General features: G+C 63.0%; 18 protein-coding genes. 7 read left to right on the forward strand and 11 right to left on the reverse strand.

What is annotated here, in order from left to right; all coding sequences use genetic code 11:
• Positions 1–100 precede the first annotated feature (100 nt).
• Positions 101–361, forward strand: a complete 261-nt coding sequence (locus tag HU737_RS10510; RefSeq protein WP_186554305.1) for a DUF1652 domain-containing protein — start codon at positions 101–103, stop codon at positions 359–361.
• On the opposite strand, the gene HU737_RS10515 is transcribed toward HU737_RS10510, so the two are convergent.
• From HU737_RS10515 to HU737_RS10525, 3 genes are all read right to left on the reverse strand, one after another.
• Positions 358–2,445 (reverse strand): putative bifunctional diguanylate cyclase/phosphodiesterase, encoded by a 2,088-nt coding sequence (locus HU737_RS10515; RefSeq protein ID WP_217838527.1) that lies wholly within the window; start codon positions 2,443–2,445, stop codon positions 358–360. The genes HU737_RS10510 and HU737_RS10515 overlap by 4 nt on opposite strands.
• 148 nt (positions 2,446–2,593) lie before the next feature.
• Positions 2,594–3,262 carry a DUF3313 domain-containing protein gene (locus HU737_RS10520; RefSeq protein ID WP_186557096.1) on the reverse strand — a complete coding sequence of 223 codons (669 nt, stop codon included), beginning with the start codon at positions 3,260–3,262 and terminating at the stop codon, positions 2,594–2,596.
• A 28-nt stretch (positions 3,263–3,290) separates the two neighbouring features.
• On the reverse strand, positions 3,291–3,596 hold the full coding sequence (locus tag HU737_RS10525) for a hypothetical protein (RefSeq protein ID WP_186557094.1): 306 nt from the start codon (positions 3,594–3,596) through the stop codon (positions 3,291–3,293).
• A 166-nt stretch (positions 3,597–3,762) separates the two neighbouring features.
• Here HU737_RS10525 and HU737_RS10530 point away from each other — a divergent pair, with 166 nt between their 5' ends.
• Entirely contained in the window at positions 3,763–4,473 is a 711-nt protein-coding gene (locus HU737_RS10530; RefSeq protein WP_186557093.1) for a response regulator, read from the forward strand.
• A gap of 62 nt (positions 4,474–4,535) precedes the next feature.
• Positions 4,536–5,804 carry an ATP-binding protein gene (locus HU737_RS10535; protein ID WP_186557100.1) on the forward strand — a complete coding sequence of 423 codons (1,269 nt, stop codon included), beginning with the start codon at positions 4,536–4,538 and terminating at the stop codon, positions 5,802–5,804.
• Between the two features lie 33 nt (positions 5,805–5,837).
• Here HU737_RS10535 and HU737_RS10540 read toward each other — a convergent pair whose 3' ends face one another.
• The 8 genes from HU737_RS10540 to HU737_RS10575 form a co-directional block, all read right to left on the reverse strand.
• Complete coding sequence (locus HU737_RS10540; RefSeq protein WP_186557091.1) at positions 5,838–7,337, reverse strand: efflux transporter outer membrane subunit; 1,500 nt, start codon at positions 7,335–7,337, stop codon at positions 5,838–5,840.
• Entirely contained in the window at positions 7,334–10,441 is a 3,108-nt protein-coding gene (locus HU737_RS10545) for an efflux RND transporter permease subunit (protein ID WP_186557088.1), read from the reverse strand. Before HU737_RS10545 ends, HU737_RS10540 begins: the two co-directional genes overlap by 4 nt.
• The gene (locus HU737_RS10550; RefSeq protein WP_186557086.1) at positions 10,438–13,536 is read right to left on the reverse strand and encodes an MdtB/MuxB family multidrug efflux RND transporter permease subunit; all 3,099 of its coding nucleotides are present in this window, start codon (positions 13,534–13,536) and stop codon (positions 10,438–10,440) included. Before HU737_RS10550 ends, HU737_RS10545 begins: the two co-directional genes overlap by 4 nt.
• Complete coding sequence (locus HU737_RS10555; protein ID WP_186557084.1) at positions 13,533–14,801, reverse strand: MdtA/MuxA family multidrug efflux RND transporter periplasmic adaptor subunit; 1,269 nt, start codon at positions 14,799–14,801, stop codon at positions 13,533–13,535. The genes HU737_RS10550 and HU737_RS10555 overlap by 4 nt, the downstream gene beginning before the upstream one ends.
• Before the next feature lie 213 nt (positions 14,802–15,014).
• Positions 15,015–15,515: a thiol peroxidase gene (tpx, locus tag HU737_RS10560; RefSeq protein WP_186557082.1), complete on the reverse strand. Its 501-nt coding sequence runs from the start codon at positions 15,513–15,515 to the stop codon at positions 15,015–15,017.
• 132 nt (positions 15,516–15,647) lie between these two features.
• Positions 15,648–16,937 (reverse strand): serine/threonine transporter, encoded by a 1,290-nt coding sequence (locus tag HU737_RS10565; protein ID WP_186557080.1) that lies wholly within the window; start codon positions 16,935–16,937, stop codon positions 15,648–15,650.
• A gap of 316 nt (positions 16,938–17,253) precedes the next feature.
• Positions 17,254–18,450, reverse strand: coding sequence for an amino acid aminotransferase (locus HU737_RS10570; protein ID WP_186557079.1), 1,197 nt, complete (start codon positions 18,448–18,450; stop codon positions 17,254–17,256).
• Between the two features lie 176 nt (positions 18,451–18,626).
• On the reverse strand, positions 18,627–19,652 hold the full coding sequence (locus HU737_RS10575; protein WP_186557078.1) for an Ldh family oxidoreductase: 1,026 nt from the start codon (positions 19,650–19,652) through the stop codon (positions 18,627–18,629).
• A gap of 155 nt (positions 19,653–19,807) precedes the next feature.
• Here HU737_RS10575 and HU737_RS10580 point away from each other — a divergent pair, with 155 nt between their 5' ends.
• The 4 genes from HU737_RS10580 (at position 19,808) to HU737_RS10595 (ending at position 23,002) form a co-directional block, all read left to right on the forward strand.
• On the forward strand, positions 19,808–20,680 hold the full coding sequence (locus HU737_RS10580) for a MurR/RpiR family transcriptional regulator (RefSeq protein WP_186557077.1): 873 nt from the start codon (positions 19,808–19,810) through the stop codon (positions 20,678–20,680).
• Positions 20,681–20,706: 26 nt separating this feature from the next.
• Positions 20,707–21,459 carry a transporter substrate-binding domain-containing protein gene (locus tag HU737_RS10585; protein ID WP_186557076.1) on the forward strand — a complete coding sequence of 251 codons (753 nt, stop codon included), beginning with the start codon at positions 20,707–20,709 and terminating at the stop codon, positions 21,457–21,459.
• Between the two features lie 116 nt (positions 21,460–21,575).
• A complete protein-coding gene (locus HU737_RS10590; RefSeq protein WP_186557075.1) occupies positions 21,576–22,295 on the forward strand; it encodes an ABC transporter permease in 720 nt (239 codons plus the stop codon).
• Entirely contained in the window at positions 22,292–23,002 is a 711-nt protein-coding gene (locus HU737_RS10595; RefSeq protein WP_186557074.1) for an ABC transporter permease, read from the forward strand. Before HU737_RS10590 ends, HU737_RS10595 begins: the two co-directional genes overlap by 4 nt.

Here is a 23,002-nt window from a genome sequence, read left to right on the forward strand (position 1 = left end):
CTGGGGGACACTGCTAAGCCAAGTGCTATCGTTACAGTCCCACCGGCCGCATGAGTGGCCGCATGATCACCGCGTTCAAAATGAGGACAAGGAGGCTGGCATGAACAAGATGACGTTCCCCAACGCCTGCCAGGTGATGCGCTGGCACTTCCACCCTTTGGGATTCGAAGCCAGCATGGATGCGCCGCGCAGCATGATCGCCCGCCTGTTCGACCGCGCCACTGGCGAAACCGTACTGGCCATCGCCGGCATTCCCTGTGCGGCGATCATGGCCGCGGCCGATGTCGAACGGATCATCGAAGCGGTAGAGGATGAAATGGCCGCGTTCGTCCCATCGTTCGCCTTGCGCGACGCGGTCTAGCCGACCTGCTGCTGTTTTTCCCGCAATGCCACCAGCCCTGCCATGAACTGCTCGGCAGGTACCGGCCTGCCCATCAGGTAGCCCTGCAGCGAATCGCACCCTAAGCGGGTGAGAAAGTCTTGCTGGCGATCGGTTTCGACCCCCTCGGCAACGATCCGCAGGCCCAGCGCCTGGCCAAGGGCGACGATGGCCGAGACGATCGCGGCGTCATCGCTGTCGTGCTCAAGATCACGGACGAATCCGCGATCGATCTTCAGTTCGTTGGCCGGCAGGCGCTTGAGGTACATCAGGCTCGAATAGCCGGTGCCAAAGTCGTCGATGGAAATGTCCACGCCCATGTCGGACAGCTTCTGCAGCACGGTCAGGCTGGCATCGGCGTCGTGCATGGCCGTGGTTTCGGTGATCTCCAGGGTCAAGCGGTTGGCGGGCAGCTGATTGCGCTGCAAGGCGCTGGCAACACTGGCCACCAGGCCTGCGTGGCAAAACTGGATCGCCGACAGGTTGACCGCCATGCGCCAGTCTGGGTGCCCCTGCTCCAGCCACTCGCGCATCTGCCGACACGCTTCATCGAGCACCCATTCACCGATGGGGATGATCAGCCCGGTTTTTTCCGCAAGGCCGATGAAGCGGTCCGGCAGCAGTAGCCCCTGCTGCGGATGATCCCAACGCAGCAACGCCTCGGCACCAATTGGCTGGCGCAGGGTAGCGTCGAATTTAGGCTGGTAATGCAGGCGGAACTGGCCAAGCTCCAACGCTGCGCGCAGGTCCTGGAGCAATTGCAGCTGCTGGCGGGCGTTGCTGTTCATCGACACGTCGAAGAAGCTGTAGCCGTTCTTGCCTGCGCTCTTGGCGTGGTACATCGCCGCATCGGCGTTACGCAGCAGTTCGAGCTGATCGACGCCGTTGCCCGGATAAAGCACGATGCCCAGGCTCGCGGTCAGTTGCAGGTCGTGCTCGGCCACGCGAAATTGCCGCGAGACCAGGTTGACTTGCTTGGCCGCTACATCCATGGCGTCCTCCGGCTCTTGCAGCTCGACCAGCAGGACGAACTCATCGCCGCCAATCCGCGCCAGGGTGTCCTGGCTGTGCAAGTGACCACGCAGGCGCGAGGCGACAGCCTTGAGCAACTGATCACCGACATGATGGCCAAACGCATCGTTAACCGGCTTGAAGCCATCCAGGTCGATGAACATCAGCGCGAAACAACCGCCCTGCTCGGTCACCTTGCCGATTGCCTGGTCGATCCGATCGGCCAGCAGCGTGCGGTTGGGCAAGCCGGTAAGGATATCGTGCAGCGCCAACTGGGTAAGTTCCTGGTTGGCCAACGTCAGCGACCGCGCAAGCTCTGCGGTGCGCGCTTCCAGCCGGGCATCGAGCACCGAGGTCAGCAGTGCCACCGAGAGCACTGCCAAGGTGGTGATCAGCACCAGGTAATCCAGGCCGTCGCCACTCAGGCCAGTGGTCAACGCGCCGCAGAAGCTGCCCTCGGGGAAGTTCGCCGCAGCCATGCCGGTGTAGTGCATGCCCACGATGGCAATACCCATCACCACTGCCGCCGCGCCGCGGATCTGCCGCACATAAGGGGTGTGCTGGCGTAGACGGAAGGCAATCCACAGCGCCGCGGCCGAAGCGCCGACTGCGATCGCCAGCGAGGCGCCGAACAGCGTCGGGTCGTAATCGATGCCCGGTTGCATGCGCAGGGCAGCCATGCCCATGTAATGCATGCTGCTGATGCCGCTGCCCATGATCAGCGCGCCAAAGCCCAGTTGCAGCCACGGCAGGCTAGGCTGGCTCACCAGCCATAAGGCAAAGCCACACGACAGCACCGCGATCAGCAACGACAGCGCGGTCAGTGGCAAGTCGTAGCCCAGGTCGATCGGCAGGCTGAAGGCGAGCATGCCAATGAAGTGCATCGACCACACGCCGATACCCATGGCCAACGCCCCGCCAGCCATCCACAAATGCGCTGCACGGCCCTTGGCCGTGGCGATCCGCCCGGTCAGGTCAAGGGCGGTGTAGGAGGCAAGAATGGCGACGCACAGCGAGATCAACACCAGCGAGGAAGAGTAGCTACCGATCAGCATTGGCACATCCAGCGGCGGGCGTGAGAGTGCCCGCAAAAAGCTGATGATTGTACTCAAGCTTTAGCGAAACGCACGGGTTTTCGCGAATGAGAACGGATCCAATCCTGTGCAAGAGGGGCCGCTGCGCGCCCCTATATTCGTCCGGCAACTACCTGTAGACCGCCGCATACGCCTCACGCAAATCACACGCCCAGCCATCGAGCACAGCCTTGACGTTATCCGCCGTCATCACCTGCCGGTCATTCTCCAGCGGCACCCCGGTGCCCATCCTCATCACCTCGGCCACCACCGCCCCGGTCGCGCCATCCTCAAATGAAAGCTCAGTGCTGATCTCGCTGTCCTGATCGCGTATCCCGGTGGCAGTGCTCACCCCGGCTGCGACCAAGGTAATTGGCAGCCACTCATAAAAGCGCAGGCCCTGGGTACTGGCCGCAACCCGGGTAATGGCAGGCCTGACCACCAAGGTATGCGGGCCTGGCTTGTCGACCACGGTCAAGACTTTGCCCAGCTCGTACTTGAGCGATGCATCGTAATAGCCGAGCACGTTAGTCAAAGTGGCCCCAGGAATCCGCTCGCTCGGCTCGAACCGTGGGTAAAACACGCTGGGGGCAAAGTACACCTGGGTGTACTGCCCCCGGCTCACGCCAGGGCTGACCCAACTCAGCACCGTCTGGCCCGAGGGCGCTTGACGCTGGCTGAGCAGGCTATAGTCCTGGAGAAACCCGGCGTGCATCTCATTGGGCGCCTTTTTGCTGCTACAGGCCGACAGGGTCAACACGGCGGCAAACAGCAGCGACAGCGAACGGTTGCTTCTCATCACGGCAATCCCTTTAACAACTACGTGGTCATACATGGACTTGGCTACCTTCAGCGCCTTCGGAGCAGGCGATGCGCAGTTGCCCATGGGCCATGATCCAGGCGATCAGCTCGGCGGTGGGCACTGCGTGGGCGTACTCGACCCAGTGACCGCTGTCCGGGCTGTAGTGCTCGACGTAGCGGCGCAGCACTACTTGGTGCTGATCCTGGGCCAGCCCCAGGCACGACTGCTGGAAAATGATCGGCTCGTCGCGCCCGGTGGTGGTGGTGCGCTGCATCAGGATCAACGAGCGGGCGATGTCGTGTGCGGGATACTTGCTGTGCAAAACCTTCATGGACGCCCCCTTTGGCTTGGAAAGCCGGCAGAGTGCCCGGCGCGTTTTGCTGGAGGATGTCCGCTTGATGGCTGCGCTGACGCTTTGTTGCTCGATTGAAATATATGACCCAACCCGGGCAATGGTTTTACAGTTGCCCTTTTTTCGCCTGTGGACCTGAGTGATCGTGAGCAGACTGCTGATCGTCGACGACGATATGGAAATCCTGTCGTTGCTGAAGAAGTTCTTCCTTCAGCATGCCTATGAGGTGGATGTCGCCCCGCATGGCGAGGCGATGTGGGCGGCGATCGCCCAGCAGCGCCCGGACACCATCATTCTCGACCTGATGCTGCCTGGTGAAGGCGGCCTGAGCCTGTGCCAGAAAGTCCGCGCGCAAACCGGCATCCCGATCATCATGCTCACCGCCATGGCCGAACTGAGCGACCGCATCGTCGGCCTGGAGCTGGGCGCCGACGATTACCTGACCAAGCCGTTCGCCCCGCGTGAGCTGCTGGCGCGGTTGCGCGCCTTGCAGCGCCGGGTAGGCGAACGGCAAGTGCCCGACAGCGAACCGTCACGGCCGATAATCGGCTTTGCCGGTTGGCACCTGGACATCACCGCGCGCGAGTTGCGCTCGCCTGAAAACGTGATGATCCCACTGTCTGGCGGTGAGTTCGATCTGTTGCTGGTGTTTCTCGAGCATCCACAGCGCATCCTCACCCGCGAGCAACTGATCGACCTCACCCACGGCCAAGGCCACGACGCTTATGACCGCAGCATCGACGTGCAGGTCAGCCGCCTGCGGCGCAAGATCGAGCCCGACAGCAAGCGTCCGGACCTGATCCGCACCGTGCGCAATGGCGGCTACATGTTCACCGCCAAGGTCAGCCGCTCGTGACTACACCACGCTGGCGCCGCGATACCCTCAACCGGCGCATTGCCCTGACTATCCTGCTGGCGATGCTGATCTCGTTGGCCCTCAATGCCTTGTTCGTGCAGGTGGCAGGCATCTGGGCGCGGCCGCCGATCGACCGCACAGGTTTGCTCGACCAGATTGCCGCCACCGCGCGGGTGATCGAAGCCGCCCCGGCGCCCCTGCGCCCGCAGTTGGCCAATGCCGCCAGCAGCCCCATGCTGCAGGTGCAATGGCAAGCCGAGCGCCGCGCATTCGATTTGCCGCCGGGTGGCGCGCAGGTCGACCCCGGCAAAGTGCCCGTGCTGCGCCAATTGCTCGGCAATCAGCGGGAAATCGAAGTCTACCGGCCCAGTGACTGGCCCAGCGGCAGCGTCCAGGCGCGGTATGCCGTGCTGATCGAGTTCGGCGATGGCAGCTGGCTCTCGTTCGTGCCACCTGAGCGCAGCTGGGGTTTGAACTTGCCGGCCCGTATTGGCGTGATCATCGCCCTGGGGCTGATCGCCACCTTGCTGGTCGCCTGGATCGCCACCCACCAACTGGCCAAGCCCCTGCAGCGCTTTGCCGGTGCGGCCCGGCGCTTTGGAGGTGATTTAAGCGCGCCACCGATCAAGCTTGAAGGCCCCCACGAAATCCGCCAGGCGATCATCGCCTTCAACACCATGCAGGCGCAGATTCAGCATTTCATCGCTGAGCGCACTCACATGCTCGCAGCCATCTCCCACGACCTGCGTGCGCCGTTGACGCGGATGCGCTTGCGCAGCGAGTTCATGGAAGACCTCGATCACCAGCGCAAACTGATTCGCGATGTCGAAGAAATGCAATCGATGATCAACGCCGCCCTGGCGTTTTTCCGCGAAGACACCGCGCTGGAGCAGAGCACCGCGTTCGATCTGTCGGAGCTGCTGCAAACCATCATCGACGACTACCGCGACCAGGGCATTGCCGTCGACTTCGCCGGCCCCGCGCACCTGGTGTATGACGGCCGGCCGCTGAGCATCAAGCGTGTGATCGTCAACCTGCTGGACAATGCGGTGAAGTATGGCCGACAGCCGCGCATTGACCTGAGCAGTGACGAGCAAGCCGTGCGCATCGAGATTAGCGACCAAGGGCCGGGGATTCCCGAACCCGCCCTGCAGCGCGTGTTCGATCCGTTCTTTCGCCTTGAGGGCTCGCGTAACCGCGACACCGGCGGGGTGGGCCTGGGCCTGTCGGCAGCGCGGGCGATCGTGCGTGAGCAAGGCGGCGAGCTCACCCTGCGCAATGGCAGCGGCTCAGGGCTGATTGCGCAGGTTGAGCTGCCGGGGCGTAGCTGAAGCAAATCTGCAGGGCCAGCAACCGCTACCTCATCAGTCCTGGGCGCGCTCAGCCTCGGCGAAGGCCTGCTCGGCATCCCAACCGCCACCCAGCGCGGCAATCAACTGCACACTGGCCACCAGCCGCCCTTGCAACAGGGTCAACACACTGCGCTCGTTACTCAGGGCAGTGGTCTGCACATTGACCACATCCAGATAGCCAATCAACCCAGCGCGATACTGGTTCTCGGTCAGGCGCAGCGACTCACGGGCAGCGTCCAGCGCCTCCTGGCGTACCACCGCCTCGTCGCCGTAGACCTTGAGCTGGACCAGGTAGTTCTCGACCTCTTTGAAGCCGTCGAGCACGGTCTGGCGATACTGCGCCACGGTCTGGTCATACACCGCGACGGTGCGATCGACCTCGGCGCTGCGCTTACCGGCATCGAACAAGGTCATGGCCAGCGATGGCCCCACCGACCAATAGCGGTTGGGCAGCTCGATCCAGTTGCTGAAGCTGCTGCTCGAATAGCCGCCGCTCATGCTCAGGCTCAGGTCTGGGAAGTACGCCGCACGCGCCACGCCGATATTGGCGTTGGCCGCCATGACGTTGCGCTCCGCCGAGGCGATATCGGGGCGCCGTTCCAGTAGCTGCGAGGGCAGCGAAACGGGAATCTGCGGCAAGGCCGGAATCGACTTGCTGTCAGCCAAGGCGAAATCGGCCGGGGCCTTACCCATCAGCACGGCAATGGCGTTCTCGTACTGCGCGCGCTGCCAGATCAGGTCGATCAGGTCGGCCTGGGTGCTTTTGAGCTGGGTGCGCGCCTGGGCCACCGCATCCGGGCCGGAAACACCGGCGCGGTACTGGTTCTCGGTCATTTTCAGCGAACGCTCATAGGCAGCCACGGTGGCCTCCAACAAGCGCTTCTGCTCATCGATGACGCGCAGTTGCAGGTAGTTCTGCACCAGTTCCGACTGCAAGCTCAGGCGAATCGCCGCCAAGTCGGCAAAGCTGGCTTGCGCGCTGGCTTCGTTGGCATTGAGCGTCTCGCGCAGCTTGCCCCACAGGTCGATCTCCCAACTGACGCCGAGCTGGGCGTTGTAGGTGTTGCGGATGCCGCTGCTATTGTTCGACAGGCTTGAGCTGCTACTGCCGGTACCTTGCGCCGAACGGGTCTTGCCGGCCGACAGATCGAGGCTGGGGAACAGCGAAGCGCGGCTGCTGCGAATCAGTGCGGTCGCCTGGCGGTACTGGGCCTCGTACTGGGCCACGGTCTGGTTGCTGCGGTTGAGTTCTTCGACCAGGGCATTGAGCCCGGCATCGCCATACAGCTCCCACCAGGCGCCACGGGCAATGGCGTCGGAGGGATTGGCCTGGGTCCAGCCTTCGGCCTGCTTGAATTGCGCAGGCGTGGCCAGCTCCGGCCGATGGTAGTCGGGGCTCAAGGTACAGGCACTGAGCATCAATGCGCACAGGCTGGCGCCGAGCAGTCGCGAGCCGCGGCCACGGCCCAGCTGCTGCAGGGCACGGTGAAGTGGAGTCTGGGCAAAGTTCATAGCGGGGTATCCAGAGCGGCGTCGGTGCGCACGCCGCGCCAACGGTTGAATCGGTGACGCAGGCGGTCGAGGTAGAGGTAGACCACCGGCGTTGTGTAAAGGGTCAGGACCTGGCTGAACACCAGACCGCCAATGATGGTCAGGCCCAATGGCTGGCGCATCTCGGCACCTTCGGCGCTGCTGAGCATCAACGGCAGCGCGCCGAGAATGGCGGCGATGGTGGTCATCAGGATCGGCCGCAGACGCAGCAGGCACGCGCGGCGGATCGACTCCTCCGGGCTCATGCCTTGCTGACGCTCCAATTGCAGGGCCAGGTCGATCATCAGGATGGCGTTCTTCTTCACCACGCCGATCAACAGGAACAGGCCAAGCAGCGAGATCAGGCTGAACTCGCCACCGGTGACGTACAACGCCAACAACGCGCCGACGCCGGCCGAAGGCAAGGTCGAAAGAATGGTCAGCGGGTGGATGTAGCTCTCGTAGAGAATGCCCAGCACCAGGTAAACCAGCACCAGCGCGCCAAGGATCATCAGCGGCTGGCCTTCCTGGGTCTTGGTAAAGGCATCGGCGGTGCCACCGAGCTTGGCGATCACTTCCTCGGGCAGACCAAGCTTGGCCACTGCCCTCTCCACCGCGGCCATCGCCTGGTCGGGGCTGTAGCCTTCGGCAACGTCGAAGGCGATGTCTTCGGCGGCGAACTGGCCCTCGTGGCTGACGCGGTCATTGGCCAGGCTGTTCTCGTAGCGGGCGAAGGCCGACAGCGGCACGCGTGCGCCGTCCGCGGTGATCACCTGGACTTGCTCCAGGGTGCTCGGGTCCCAGGCATACTTGGGGTTGATCTCCAGCACGACCTGGTACTGGTTGAGGCTGTCGTAGATGGTCGATATCTGCCGCTGGCTGTAGGCGTTGTTGAGCACGCTGGTGACCATTTCCATGTCGATGCCCAGGCGCTTGGCCTGATCGCGGTCGACGACCAGGGTCACTTGCTGGGTGCCGGCGCCATCACGGGCGTCGATGGCGGTCAGCTCAGGCAGTGCGCGCAAGGCCGCGGTGACTTTCGGGAACCACTCGCGCAATGCCGCCAGGTCACCACTTTGCAGGGTATACAGGTACTGCGAGGTGGTCTGGTCGCGCCCGCCGCCGCCCAATTGCAAGTCCTGGTCGGCCATCAGGTAAAGCCGCCCGCCTGGCACTTTGGGCATTTCCTTGCGCAGGCGCTCGATCACCTGCTGGGCGTTGAGCTTGCGTTCGGCAATCGGCTTGAGACGTACCAGGACCATGGCGTTGTTGGTGCCGCTATTGCCACCAATGAAGCCGGCCACGCTCTGCACGGCCGGGTCTGCGAGCAGCGCGCGGCGGTAGACCTCCATCTTCGGCTGCATCACGGTGAACGACAAACCGTCGTCGCCGCGGATGAAGCCCATCAGCTGGCCGGTGTCCTGCTGCGGCATCAGGGTCTTGGGCACCACTACGTACAGGGCGACGTTGACCCCGATGGTCACCAACAAGCTGAGCAGGGTCAGGCGGCGATGACGCAAGACCCAACCCAGGCTGCGGTCGTAACCGGCGACCATGCGCTGGTGAACCTTGTCGCTCCAGCGTTGCAAGCGGTTCTGCTCCTGCTGGTGCGGGCGCAACCAGCGCGCGCAGAGCATCGGCGTGAGGGTCAGCGATACCACCAGCGAGACGATGATCGCTGCGGCCAGGGTGATGGAAAACTCCTGGAACAGGCTGCGCACGATACCGCCCATGAACAGGATCGAGACGAACACCGCCACCAGCGAGACGTTCATCGACAGCAGGGTGAAGCCCACTTCCTTGGCGCCGAGGAACGCCGCGCGCATCGGTGGCTCGCCGTTCTCGATATGCCGGGAGATGTTCTCCAGCACCACGATGGCATCGTCCACCACCAGGCCGGTGGCCAGAATCAGCGCCATCAGCGACAGGTTGTTCAGGGAAAACCCGCACAGGTACATGACCGCGAACGTGCCGACCAACGACACCGGCACCGCCAGGCTTGGGATCAGCGAGGCGCGCAGGTTGCCGAGGAACAGGTACACCACCAGGATCACCAGCACCACCGCGATCAACAAGGTGTGCTCGGCTTCCTTGAGGGTCGCCTTGATCACCGGCGAGCGGTCCATGGCGATGTTCAGCTTGACGCTGGCCGGCAGCAGCGATTCCAGGGCCGGCAACTGCGCCTTGATCTGCTCGACGGTTTCGATGATGTTGGCGTTGTTCTGCCGGTTGATCACCAGCAACACCGCGCTCTGGTCGTTGAAGAAGCCGCTGTTGTAACGGTTCTCGACGCTGTCGGTGATGGTCGCCACATCAGACAAGCGCAGGATCGAGCCATCGCTCTGGCGAATCACCAGCGGCGCGTAGTCCTTGGCTTTCTCCAACTGGTCATTGGCGCGCACCTGCCAATTGCGCTCGGCGTCTTCGACAAAGCCCATCGGCCGGCGCTGGTTGGCGTTGGCCACCGCCGTGCGCACTTCATCGAGCGACAGCGCGTATTGGTTGAGTAGCTGTGGCTCCAGCGAGATGCGCACCGCCGGCAGCGAGCTGCCGCCGATCTGCACTTCCCCTACCCCGCTGACCTGGGCCAGGCTTTGCGACAGGATGGTGTCGGCCAGGTCATACAGCTGGCCCTTCTGCAAGACGTCGGAGGTCAACGACAGGACCATGATCGGCGCCTGCGATGGGTTGATCTTCTTGTAGGTGGGCATGCTGCGCATGCCGCTTGGCAGCAGGTTGCGGGTGGCGTTGATCGCCGCCTGCACCTCGCGTGCCGCGCCATCGATATCGCGGCCTTGCTCGAAACCGATGATCACCCGGGTCGAGCCCTGGTTGGAGCTACTGGTCAGGGTGGTGACCCCGGCGATGGCACCGAGCTTGCGCTCCAGTGGCGTGGCTACGGTGGAAGCCATGACCTCGGGGCTTGCGCCCGACAGGTTGGCCGACACCACGATCACTGGGAAGTCCATCTGCGGCAGCGGCGCCACCGGTAGCAAGCCGAAGCTCACGCCACCGAGCAGCATGATCGCCAGGCTCAGCAGCATGGTCGCCACTGGCCGGCGGATGAAAGGACCGGAGAGATTCATGCCTCGGCCTGCTTGGCGTCAGCAGCCGGACGCCAGCGGCGCGCCAGGCGGTCGAAGTACAGGTAGATGACCGGCGTGGTGAACAGGGTCAGCACCTGGCTGACCAGCAACCCGCCGACCATCACCAGGCCCAGCGGCTGACGCAGCTCGGCACCGGAGCCGGTGGCGAGCATCAACGGCACCGCGCCAAACAACGCGGCCAGGGTGGTCATCAGGATCGGTCGGAAGCGCAGCAGCGCGGCCTGGTAGATCGCCTCTTGCGGCGCCATGCCTTGATTGCGCTCGGCCTCCAGGGCGAAGTCGATCATCATGATGGCGTTCTTCTTGACGATACCGATCAGCAGGATGATGCCGATGATCGCGATCATGCCCAGGTCATTACCGCTGAGGATCAACGCCAGCAACGCGCCGACCGCTGCCGACGGCAAGGTCGAGAGGATAGTCACCGGATGGATGTAGCTCTCGTAGAGCACGCCAAGCACGATGTACATGGTCACCACCGCCGCCAGGATCAACAGCAAGGTGCTCGACAGCGAAGCCTGGAAGGCTTCGGCGGCGCCTTGGAAACGGGTCTGTACGCCAATGGGCATGCCGATGTCCTGCTGCACCTGCTCGATGGCCTGGACTGCCTCGCCCAAGGCCACGCCTGGTGCCAGGTTGAACGACATCATCACCGCCGGGAACTGGCCAATGTGCGAGATCGCCAGCTGCGCCTGGCGCTGCTCGATACGCGCCAGGGCCGAGAGGCGCACCTGGCCACCGTCGCTGGCCTTGACGTGGATCGACTCCAACGCTGCCGGGCCGATGCTGGCCGCAGCCTGCGACTGCAGCACCACGCGGTACTGGCTGGCCTGGGTATAGATGGTGGATATCTGGCGTTGGCCGAAGGCGTCGTACAAGGCATTGGTGATCTGCGCCACGTTGATGCCCAGGCGGCTGGCCATGTCGCGGTCGATCACCAGGTAGACCTGTAGGCCCTTGTCTTGCAGGTCGCTGGCGACATCGCGCAGTTCGGCGCGCTGTTGCAGGGCCTGGACCAGCTTGCCGCTCCACTGCGCAAGCATGTCTGCGTCTGGTGAGGACAGGCTGAACTGATACTGGGTGCGACTGACCCGGTCTTCGATGCTCAAATCCTGCACTGGCTGCATGAACAAGCGAATACCCACCAGCTTGTCGACCTGCGGTTGCAGGCGATCGATCACCTGGCTGGCAGTGACGTCGCGCTCGCCGTGGGGCTTGAGGTTGATCAGCAGACGGCCACTGTTGAGCGTGGCGTTGTCGCCATCGACGCCGATATACGAGGACAGGCTCTGCACCGAAGGGTCTTGCAGAATGACCTTGCTCAGCGCCTGCTGGCGCTCGCTCATGGCGGCGAACGAGGTCGATTGCGGCGCTTCGGAGATGCCCTGGATCACCCCGGTGTCCTGCACAGGGAAGAAGCCCTTGGGCACGATCATGTAGAGGAACACGGTCAGCACCAGGCTGCCGACCGCCACCAGCAACGTCAGCGGCTGGTGCTTGAGGACCCACTGCAGGCCCCGCCCATAGTGCTCGATCAGCCAGTCGATCCACGCGCCGCTGGCACGATAGAAGCGGCTCTGCTCTTGCTCCTTGGGCTCGCGCTTGAGCAAGCGCGCGCACATCATCGGGGTCAAGGTCAGCGACACCACCAGGGAAATCAGGATGGCCACGGCCAAGGTGATGGCGAACTCACGGAACAGCCGGCCGACCACGTCGGCCATGAACAGCAGCGGGATCAGTACGGCAATCAGCGAGAAGGTCAGCGAGATCAGGGTAAAGCCAATCTGCCGCGCGCCCTTGAGCGCCGCCTGCATCGGCGTCTCGCCCTCCTCGATGTGCCGGGAGATGTTCTCCAGCATGACGATGGCATCGTCCACCACGAAGCCGGTGGCGATGGTCAGGGCCATCAGGGTCAGGTTGTTGATGGAAAAGCCCGCCAGGTACATCACACCGAAGGTGCCGATCAACGACAGCGGCACGGCAATCGAGGGAATGATGGTCGCACTGAAGCGGCGCAGGAACACGAAGGTAACCATCACCACCAGGACGATGGCGATCAGCAGCTCGTGCTGCACATCGGTAACGGCGGCGCGGATGGTCTGGGTGCGGTCGGTGAGTACCATTACATCCAGGCCGGCCGGCAGGTTGTCGGTGATCGATGGCAGCAAATCCTTGATCCGATCGACCACTTCAATGACGTTGGCCCCCGGCTGGCGCTGGATATTGAGCAGCACCGCCTGGTTCTCGTTGGCCCAAGCCGCCAGGCGCTCGTTTTCAGCGCCATCGACGATTTCGGCGACGTCCTTCAGGCGCAGCGGCGCGCCATTGGTGTAGGCGAGGATGAGGTTGGCGTATTCCTCGGGCGAGCGCAGCTGGTCGTTGGCATCGAGCATCGACACCCGGGTCGGGCCGTCGAAGTTGCCCTTGGGCTGGTTGACGTTGGAGGCGCCGATCAAGGTGCGCACGTCATCCAGGTTGAGGCCGTTGGCGGCCAGGGCGTCGACGTTGACCTTGATCCGCACTGCCTGGCGCTGGCCGCCAGCGATGCTGACCATGCCCACGCCGCTGATCTGGGCGAGCTTTTGCGCCACACGGGTATCGACCAGGTCGTTGAGCTTGGGCAGCGGCATGGTCTTGGACGAGATGGCCAGGGTCAGCACCGGGGTATCGGCCGGGTTGACCTTGTTGTACACCGGGGGGGCCGGCAGGTCGCTGGGCAACAGATTGCTGGCGGCGTTGATCGCAGCCTGCACCTGCTGCTCGGCGACGTCCATGTTCATGTCCAGGCTAAAGCGCAGGGTCAACACCGAGGCGCCGCCGGAACTGGTCGAGGCCATCTGGGTCAGGCCTGGCATCTGGCCGAACTGGCGCTCAAGCGGCGCGGTGACCGCGCTGGTCATCACCTGCGGACTGGCACCGGGGTACAGGGTCATGACCCGGATTGTCGGGTAGTCGACCTGGGGCAAGGCCGCGACTGGCAGCAGCTTGTAGGCGATCAGGCCGGCCAGGACGATGGCCAGCATGCTCAGCGTGGTGGCGACTGGTCGCAGGATGAACAGGCGCGAGAGGTTCATGCGCCCGCCTTGTCCGACTTACCGGCCTCGATCGCGCCATTGGCGTCCTGGCCCTGCAAATGCTGACCGGGGGTGGTCGGCACTTGCGAGCTGTCTTCGACCACTTCGACCTTGCTGCCTTCGCGCAGGCGGTCGGTGCCTTCCAGCACCAATCGATCACCGGCAGCCAGGCCTTCGAGGATCACACTGCGTTCGCCATCGCTGGCACCGACCTTGAGCTTGCGCACATTGATGGTGTTCTGCGCGTTGACCACGTAGGCGAAAGTGCCTTCGTTACCGAACTGGATCGCCGCGGCTGGGGCCATCACCACCTGCTTGAGGGTATCGGCGAGCAGGCGCACGTTGACGAACTGGTTGGGGAACAGGGCCTGGTCCTTGTTTTCGAAACGGCCCTTGAATTTGAGGGTGCCGGTGGTGGTGTCGATCTGGTTATCCAGGCTGCCGAGTACACCGGTGGCCTGCAACTTGCTGTCGCCACGGTCCCAGGCCTCGACCGGCAACGCCGCGCCGCTGCGATAGCGCTCGAGCACGGTGCTCAGCTCGGTTTCCGGCAGGGTGAAGGCGACGCTGATCGGCTCGGTCTGGGTGATGACCACCAGCGCGGTGGTGTCGTTAGCGGCAACCAGGTTGCCCAGGTCGAGCTGACGCAGGCCCAAGCGCCCGTTGATCGGTGCGCGGATCTGGGTGAATTCGAGGTTCAGCCGGGCATCGCTTACCGCTGCCTGGTTGGTCTTGACCAAGCCCTGGAACTGCGCCACCTGCGCTTGGGCGGTGTCCAGAGTTTGCTTGGCGATGCTGTCTTCGGCGTACAGGCCTTTATAGCGCGCTACATCGACCAGGGCATTGTTCAGCTGCGCCTGGTTTTGCGCCAGCGTGCCTTCGGCCTGTTGCAAGGCGATGCGGTAGCTGCGCGGATCGATCTCGGCGAGCAGATCGCCTGCCTTGACCTGCTGGCCTTCCTTGAAATGGATCTTGACCAGCTCACCGGCAACGCGGCTGCGCACATTGACCGTGTTGTTCGCCGTGACCGTGCCCAACGCCTTGTAATACAGCGGGAAATCGCCGATCTGCACCGGTTCGACTCGCACCGGCACCGCCTCGGTCGAGCCACCAAAGCCTGGGCGGCCATTTTTCCCCATGCGCCCGGCCGGTTCCTTGGAGGTCGACGCAGCGGGCCACAGCCACCAGGCCAACAAGGCCACCAGTAGCAGGATCAGCAGGCCGATGAGCCAGCGACGAGGGGAGCGGGAGACGGAAGCTTGCATGGGTTGAACGAACCTTGTTCGGAAACGGCGACGTGGGAGGGTGAACGATAAGCATTGAGACCGGTTTAGCAAAGCGGCTTTACCAGGCATTTACCTTTGGCTGACGTTGCTAAAATGATGAACTTTAAATGAAAACGGCCTGGAAATCGTTCCAGGCCGTTTCAGGGTGTTGCTTAGATACTATTGAGGCCGCTGCGCAGCCCCAATAAGCGATTACTTCAGGACAGCCAGCACTGCTTCGTAGTTCGGCTCTTCAGCGATCTCGCCAACCAGTTCGCTGTGCAGGACTTTATCGTTTTCGTCCAGCACCACTACTGCGCGGGCAGCCAGGCCAGCCAGCGGGCCGTCAGCAATGGCCACGCCGTAGTTTTCGAGGAACTCACGACCACGCAGGGTAGACAGGTTCTTGACGTTTTCCAGGCCTTCGGCGCCGCAGAAACGCGCTTGGGCGAACGGCAGGTCAGCCGACACGCACAGCACTACGGTGTTGGCCAGGTCATTGGCCTGGGCGTTGAACTTGCGTACCGAGGTGGCGCAAGTGGGGGTATCGACGCTCGGGAAGATGTTCAGCACCTTGCGCTTGCCGGCGAAGTCCTTCAGCGACTGGTCAGACAGGTCCGCACCAACCAGCGAGAAGGCCGGAGCCTGGGCGCCAGCCTTCGGCAGGACACCTTTGACCTGAACCGGGTTGCCTTTGAGGGTCACTTGAGCCATGAGCGTAATCCTTATACGGGGTTTGGAAAGGACACTGAGTTAAGCATGAAGCTGCGCCCAAGCCTATGGCCGCACATAAAAATGTCCGGGTGGCGACAGCCGACCCGGACATTTCTTACAACAATAACGCGATCAGCCCAGCAGGCTGTCTACCAGCGAGTAGACCACCGAGGTAATGGCGACCAGACCCACCACCACCACGAACACATTGGACATCGCGCCACTGTACTTGCGCATCGACGGCACTTTGCGGATGGCGTACATCGGCATCAGGAACAGCAGCACGGCGATGATCGGCCCGCCGAGTGATTCGATCATGCCCAGGATGCTCGGGTTGAGCGTGGCGACGATCCAGCACACCACCAGCATCAGCGCGGCGACCATGCGATCCAGGGCCTTGGCACCTGGACGCAGGCCGGCCTTGCTGATGATGCCTTTAAGGCCTTCGCTGGCGCCAATGTAGTGACCCAGGAACGACTTGGCGATGGCAATGAAGGCAATCAATGGCGCGGCAAAGGCGATAGTCGGATTGCTGAAGTGGTTGGCCAGGTACGACAGAATCGACAGGTTCTGCGCCTTGGCTTCAGCCAGTTGAGCGCTGTCCAGGGTCAGTACGCAGCTGAACACGAAGAACAGCACCATGGCCACCATCAGCAGGTGGGCGCGCGAGAGGATCTGACCGCTGCGCTGATCGGCATGTTCGCCATAGCGACGCTTCTGGTCGACGGCGAACGCCGAGATGATCGGCGAGTGGTTGAAGGAGAACACCATCACAGGAATCGCCAGCCACACGGTGTGCAGGAAGGCCGAGCCGGACGGCACCTGCATGGCGGTGTCGAGGATGCCACCACTCCAGTGCGGCACCAGGTACAGCGCCAGCAGCGCCAGGGCAACGATGAACGGGTACACCAGCAGGCTCATGACCTTGACCGTGGCCTGCTCGCCGCAGCGCACGATCGCCAGCAGGCCCAGGATCAGCACGAACGACAGCAGCGCGCGCGGTGGTGGGGTCATGTGCAGCTGGTGCTGCATGAAGCTGGTGACCGTGTTGGTCAACGCCACGCTGTAGATCAGCAGGATCGGGAAGATGGCAAAGAAGTACAGGATGGTGATCAGTGCACCGGCCTTGATGCCGAAATGCTCTTCGACCACCTCGGTGATGTCGCCGCTGCGTCCGGACAGGACAAAGCGGGTCAGGCCGCGGTGTGCGTAGTAAGTCATGGGGAATGCGAGGATCGCCAGGATCAGCAGCGGCCAGAAGCCGCCCAGGCCTGCGTTGATCGGCAGGAACAGGGTTCCGGCGCCGATAGCCGTGCCAAACAGGCCCAGCATCCAGGTAGTGTCTTGACGCGACCAGCTGCCGAGGACGGCGGGGGACGATTGTTCGAAGCGTTGTTCAACGCCTTGGGCCTGCTCATTCATTCCGGGTGCAACTCCACTCGCAAGACTGCAACAGGCTGAGAGTGGCGAAACAGAGGGATCGCACACCTCAACCGAAAAGAGGGGCGCGATTGTGCACTGAAAGGTTGCACTTGCGAAGCCCCGTCCGAGGGACGGTTGCACTTGTCATGACAGGAAAAGGCGACATGAGCTGCAAGAATGGGTGAAATGATGGGGCCGCTACGCGCCCCTTCGCGGGCAAGCCCGCTCCCACAGGGCCCGCGCCACTTTGAAGATGAGCGCTATACCTGTGGGAGCGGGCTTGCCCGCGAAGGGGCGCGTAGCGGCCCCAAACGATTTACTTCTGAACCGCGGCGAACGCCTTGGCCACACGGCGCAGGTTGTCTGGGCGCAGCCCCGACATGCAGACCCGGCCGCTGTCGATCAGGTAAACGCCGAACTCGTCGCGCAGACGGCGCACTTGCTCGACGTTGAAACCGGTGTAGCTGAACATGCCACGCTGCTCGAGGAAGAACTGGAAGTCCTGACCTGGCAACAGCTCGCCGAGCAGATCGACCAGGCCCTGGCGCATTTGCAGGATACGCTTGCGCATCACTTCGACTTCCGCCGTCCACTGGGCATTGAGCTCGGCATCGTTCAGTACGCCGGCTACCAACTGCGCACCAAATGCCGGTGGGCTGGAGTAGTTGCGGCGCACGGTGGCCTTGAGCTGACCCAGCACGCTCTGCGCAGTCGCCTGGTCGTCACAGACCACCGACAGGCCCCCTACCCGCTCGCCATACAGCGAGAAGATTTTCGAGAACGAATTGCTGACCAGGCACGGGACACCGGCACGGGCCATTTCGCGAATGGCGTAGGCGTCTTGAACTAGGCCTTGGCCAAAGCCTTGATAGGCGATATCCAGGAACGGAATCAGCTCACGCGCCTTGACCACTTCGACCACTTGCTGCCATTGGCTCTGGTCCAGGTCGACACCGGTCGGGTTGTGGCAGCACGGGTGCAGCAGCACCACGCTGTTGGGTGCCAGGCTCTGCAGGGTTGCCAGCATGCCGGCAAAGTCCACTCCACGGGTGCTCGCATCGAAGTACGGGTAGGTGTTGACCTTGAATCCCGCGCCTTCGAAGATTGCCCGGTGGTTGTCCCAGGTCGGATTGCTCACCCAGACTTCGGACTGCGGGAAGTAGCGCTTGAGGAAGTCGGCGCCGACTTTCAGCGCGCCGGAGCCACCGACCGTCTGCACGGTGGCAACCCGCCCGCCAGCGACGGCCGGATGATCGGTACCGAACAGCAGTGCCTGGATCGCCTGGCGGTAGCTGGCCAGACCTTCCATCGGCAGGTACAGCGAAGCTTCATGGGGCTGACCGGCCAGGCGCTTTTCCACCTCGGCCACGGCCGCCAGCTGCGGCACGACGCCGGCCTCATCGTAGTACAGGCCGATACTCAGGTTGACCTTGTCGGCACGCGGGTCGGCCTTGAAGGTTTCCATCAACGAGAGGATCGGATCGCCGGCATAGGCATCGACATGTTTGAACACAGCGCACAGCTCCTTGAATCAGGACAGTTCGGAAATGCTTGAGCGAGGATACCCGCAGTTGCGCCCAAGGAACATCACCTTGGTGCAACAGAGTCAGTGCAAGGCTGCACGACCCGCCAGGTGTGTCCCTTGCACGACTACTAGTAGGAGCGGGCTTGCCCCGCGATAGCGCCAGTTCAGCCAGCCATTGCCTCAAGCTCGTGCAACTCCTGCTCGGTCAACGCCACCCCTTCACGCTCAGCCACCTCGCGCTCGCGATAACGCCGCTCACCCGGCATGCGCGTCAACCCCACCGCCTGCATCTGCGCAACCAGCTCGCGGCTGCGCTGGGCAAAGCGATCACCCTCCGCCTTACTTGGGTCAATGACGATGATCAGCTGCCCAGTCCAAGGCGTCTTCGCCCCCGGATGACCGTTCCAATCGAACTCCCAGGAGAAGTTGCCGCCGGTCAATGCCGCTGCCAGCAGCTCGACCATCATCGACAGCGCCGAGCCCTTGTGCTCGCCAAACGGCAATAGCGCGCCACCTTCAAGAATCGCCTTGGGGTCAGTGGTCGGCTGGCCATTGGCATCCACCCCCATGCCCAGCGGCAGTTGCTGACCGGCGCGCGCCGCGATCTGCACATCGCCATGGGCCATGGCGCTGGTAGCCATGTCGAAGACGATCGGGTCAGTCCCGGCGCACGGTGCAGCGAAGGCAATCGGGTTGGTGCCGAACAGCGGTTTGCTGGCGCCATGGGGCACCACGCAGGTCATGCTGTTGACCACGCTGAGCGCCACCAGGCCCTCATCGGCGAACGGCTCGACATCCGGCCAAAGGGCCGCGAAATGGTGCGAGTTGTGAATCGCCAGCACGGCAATCCCGGCGCTGCGCGCCTTCTCGACCAGCAGCGCGCGCGCCGCAGCCAGCGCGGGCTGGGCAAAGCCACCGCCGGCATCGACCCGGACATACCCCGACGCCACATCACTGACCTGCGCGACGGCCTTGCCGTTGACCCAGCCACTGGCCAGGGTCGAGACGTAGCCGGGAATGCGGAACACGCCATGGCTATGGGCGCCGTCACGCTGGGCACTGGCGCAGTTGAACGCCAGCGCACTGGCGACTTGCTGGCTGCAGCCATGGCGCTCGAGGATCGCTTGCAGCAACGCCTGCAATTGGGCAAACGGCACGCGCACGACTGCGCTGGTGGAGGGTGCGGACATCTGAAGCTCCTTTTTGGAATTATTGGAAACGCAATGGCAACAGCGCTGGCAATGACAAAAACTTTCATGCATGTGACAGCTATCTGTCAAATGTTGACTTGATGACAGAAAAGATCCATTTTCTATTTCACGCCTCACCCAGCCCGGAGCACGTCATGAGCCAATCGATCAAGCAACGCCTGGAGCACAGCCTGCACAGTGCTGCCGCCTCGGGCCGCAAGATCGCCAGCTACATGCTCGGCAACCTGCACGAACTGCCGTTCCAGACTTCGGCGAGCATCGCCGAGAAGCTTGGTGTCAGCGAATCCAGCGTTGGTCGCTTCTGCCGCTCGCTCGGCTATGCCCACTTGAAGGCGCTCAAGCAAGACCTGCAAAGCGACCTGGGCGATGGCCCATGGCTGGTGGGTGACCGTTTGCAAGAATATCGCCAGAAGCACGACGACAGTCAAAGCAGCGGCAGCCTGGAGCTGGAAATCGCCGCCCTGGTGCGGGTGCATGAGTACAGCCGCACTGAGGCCTGGCACCAGGTTGCCCAGCGCCTGGCACAACGGCCCCGGGTGTTCATCGCCGGGTTTCAGACCGAGCGCGGCGTCGCCCAATGCATGACCCACCTGCTGCACTACCTGCGCGATGGCGTGCAGGTGGTCGACGGCAGCGCCGGGCACTTTGGCGAGGTCCTGCTCGGCCGCCCAGACCACAGTGCGCTGGTGGTCTTCGAGGCGCGCCGCTATTCACGCCACGCCCTGATGCTGTGCCAGAAGGCACGCCAGGCGGGCATTCCGGTCACGCTGGTGACCGACACCTTCTGTGACTGGGCCGATGCCAATGCCGACGAGGTATTTCGCATCCCCACCGAGTTCAATCTGTTCTGGGAATCCACCTCGGCGATGCTGTCGTGGGTGCACCTGATGGTCAACGAGGTCTGCAAGAAACTCGGGCCTGATGTTGAAAAGCGCTTGGAAGCGACTGCCGCTCTACATAACGAGTTCGTCGGCTACACCTCGTGGCCGGCGGGAAAACAACAATAGCAAGCGAGCAACCCTAGAGGTGCAAGATGAACAAGACCATGGCTATGGTGGGTGCGTGCGCCCTGCTGCTGGCGGGGACTGCCAGCGCCGAGACCCTGCGTTTCGCCACTGAAGGCGCTTATCCGCCGTTCAACTATGTCGATGCCGACAACAAGCTGCACGGTTTCGATATCGATATCACCCACGCCCTGTGCGAGCAGATGAAAGTCGAGTGCACGCTGGTCGCGCAAGACTGGGAAGGCATCATTCCGGCGCTGATGGCGCGCAAATACGATGCTGTGGTCGCCTCGATGATCGACACCGAGGAGCGGCGCAAGAAGATCGCCTTCACCAACCACTATTACCGCACCCCGCTGACCGTCGCGGTCGCCAAGGACAGCCCGATCAGCGACGCCCAGACCGACTTCAAAGGCTACACCGTTGGCGCCCAGTCGTCCTCGACCCAGGCGATCTACGCCGAGGACGTGTACGCCAAGGCCGGCGCCGATGTGAAGCTCTACCCGACCATGGATGAGGCCAATGCCGACCTCGCTGCCGGGCGCCTGGACGGGGTGATCGCCGACAAGTTCCCCCTGCTCGACTGGCAGAAAAAGAACGGCCAGGACTGCTGCAAGATCCTCGGTGATGTCAGCAAGACCAAAGCCGATGCCGCCATCGCCGTGCGCAAGGACGACGAGGCGCTGCGCGAGCGACTGAACAAGGCCCTGGGCGAGATCGTCGCCAATGGCACTTATCAGAAGATCGCCAGCAAGTACTTCGAGTTCGACATCTATAACTGACCACCAGGACATTTGCGTGGCAGCGGGCTCAGCCTAGGCGCCTGACGGGCGCCATCACGGGGCAAGCCCGCTCCCGCGCACGTTCGCATGCACTCATTGCAAGTGGGGAAACACCCATGTTCGATCAACTGTCCTTGCTGTCTTTCGCCAGCGGTGGCTGGGGCCAGGCGCTGCTCGCCGGCGCCCTGGTGACTGTGTCGCTGGCCCTGGCTTGTCTGCCTATTGGCCTGCCACTTGGCCTGGCTGTGGCCCTTGCCGCCCGCTCGCGCAAACGCCTGCCACGGGCCTGGGCAACCACTTTTTCCACGGTATTTCGCGGCCTGCCGGAGCTGCTGACCCTGCTGATCATCTATTACGGCTGCCAGATCGCTGCGCAGAAGATTCTCGCTGCCATGGGCTATCAAGGCGAGGTGCTGATCAATACCTTCCTCGCGGCGATGATCGCCTTCAGCCTGGTGTTCGCCGCCTTCTCCAGCGAAATCTGGCTGGCCGCCTTCAAGACCTTGCCCAAGGGCCAGCTTGAAGCCTGCTCGGCACTGGGCCTGAGCAAGCGCACCGGGTTCTTCAAGGTGGTATTGCCGCAGTTGACCCGCATCGCCCTGCCCGGCCTATCCAACAATTGGTTGTCGCTGCTCAAGGACACTTCGCTGGTGTCGACCATCTCCCTGGTCGATCTGATGCGCCAGACCAACCTGGCGGTCAGCGTGACCAAGGAGCCGATGTTCTTCTATGGCGTGGCCTGCCTGGGCTACCTGCTGTTCTCGGCGCTGTCGGGCCGGGTGTTTGCCTTCATCGAGCGGCGCTGCAGCCGTCACCTGCAAGGAGCACGGGCATGACTGTCGAACAACTGCTGGGGCTGGTGCTCGACCCCGAACTGCTGGAGCGCTACGGACCGCGCTTTATCGATGGCCTGCTGGTGACCGCCAAGCTGGTGGCTATCTCGTTTACCCTCGGGGCGCTACTGGGCCTGCTGCTGGCGCTGGCGCGGATGTCCAAGCAGCCACTGCTCAACCGCCTGGCTGCTGGCTACATCTATTTCTTCCGTGGCTCGCCACTGCTGGCCCAGCTGTTTTTGCTGTACTACGGCCTCGGCTCGCTCAAAGGCTTCTGGCAAGACTTGGGGCTATGGTGGTTCTTCCGCGAGGCCTGGTACTGCGCCGTGCTCGCCTTCACCCTGAACACTGCCGCCTACCAGGCAGAAATTTTCCGCGGCAGCCTGCTGGCCATCGCCCCGGGGCAGTACGAAGCGGCGCGAGCGCTCAACCTCAAGCGCTCGACCACCTTCTTCAAGGTGATCATGCCGCAGTCGTTGCTGGTGGCCATCGGCCCCTTGGGTAACGAGCTGATCCTGATGATCAAGGCCAGCGCCATCGCCTCGCTGGTGACCATCTATGACCTGATGGGCGTGACCAAGCTGGCCTTCTCGCGCAGTTTCGACTTCCAGATCTACCTGTGGGCGGCGGTGCTCTATCTGCTGATCGTGGAAATCGTCCGGCGCACCCTGAAACACCTGGAAGCCCGCCTGGGCCGCCACCTGAACTGA

The organism is Pseudomonas urmiensis (genome assembly GCF_014268815.2).
Classification (GTDB): domain Bacteria; phylum Pseudomonadota; class Gammaproteobacteria; order Pseudomonadales; family Pseudomonadaceae; genus Aquipseudomonas; species Aquipseudomonas urmiensis.

Bases quoted from the DNA above. Each gene is read 5' to 3' on its own strand.
- HU737_RS10520 (WP_186557096.1), bottom strand. From the start codon at position 3,262: ATGAGAAGCAACCGTTCGCTGTCGCTGCTGTTTGCCGCCGTGTTGACC.
- HU737_RS10515 (WP_217838527.1), bottom strand. From the start codon at position 2,445: ATGCTGATCGGTAGCTACTCTTCCTCGCTGGTGTTGATCTCGCTGTGC.
- HU737_RS10580 (WP_186557077.1), top strand. From the start codon at position 19,808: ATGAGCCAATCGATCAAGCAACGCCTGGAGCACAGCCTGCACAGTGCT.
- HU737_RS10545 (WP_186557088.1), bottom strand. From the start codon at position 10,441: ATGAATCTCTCCGGTCCTTTCATCCGCCGGCCAGTGGCGACCATGCTG.
- HU737_RS10510 (WP_186554305.1), top strand. From the start codon at position 101: ATGAACAAGATGACGTTCCCCAACGCCTGCCAGGTGATGCGCTGGCAC.
- HU737_RS10565 (WP_186557080.1), bottom strand. From the start codon at position 16,937: ATGAATGAGCAGGCCCAAGGCGTTGAACAACGCTTCGAACAATCGTCC.
- tpx (WP_186557082.1), bottom strand. From the start codon at position 15,515: ATGGCTCAAGTGACCCTCAAAGGCAACCCGGTTCAGGTCAAAGGTGTC.
- HU737_RS10540 (WP_186557091.1), bottom strand. From the start codon at position 7,337: ATGAACTTTGCCCAGACTCCACTTCACCGTGCCCTGCAGCAGCTGGGC.
- HU737_RS10535 (WP_186557100.1), top strand. From the start codon at position 4,536: ATGCTGATCTCGTTGGCCCTCAATGCCTTGTTCGTGCAGGTGGCAGGC.
- HU737_RS10575 (WP_186557078.1), bottom strand. From the start codon at position 19,652: ATGTCCGCACCCTCCACCAGCGCAGTCGTGCGCGTGCCGTTTGCCCAA.
- HU737_RS10525 (WP_186557094.1), bottom strand. From the start codon at position 3,596: ATGAAGGTTTTGCACAGCAAGTATCCCGCACACGACATCGCCCGCTCG.
- HU737_RS10555 (WP_186557084.1), bottom strand. From the start codon at position 14,801: ATGCAAGCTTCCGTCTCCCGCTCCCCTCGTCGCTGGCTCATCGGCCTG.
- HU737_RS10590 (WP_186557075.1), top strand. From the start codon at position 21,576: ATGTTCGATCAACTGTCCTTGCTGTCTTTCGCCAGCGGTGGCTGGGGC.
- HU737_RS10585 (WP_186557076.1), top strand. From the start codon at position 20,707: ATGAACAAGACCATGGCTATGGTGGGTGCGTGCGCCCTGCTGCTGGCG.
- HU737_RS10550 (WP_186557086.1), bottom strand. From the start codon at position 13,536: ATGAACCTCTCGCGCCTGTTCATCCTGCGACCAGTCGCCACCACGCTG.
- HU737_RS10595 (WP_186557074.1), top strand. From the start codon at position 22,292: ATGACTGTCGAACAACTGCTGGGGCTGGTGCTCGACCCCGAACTGCTG.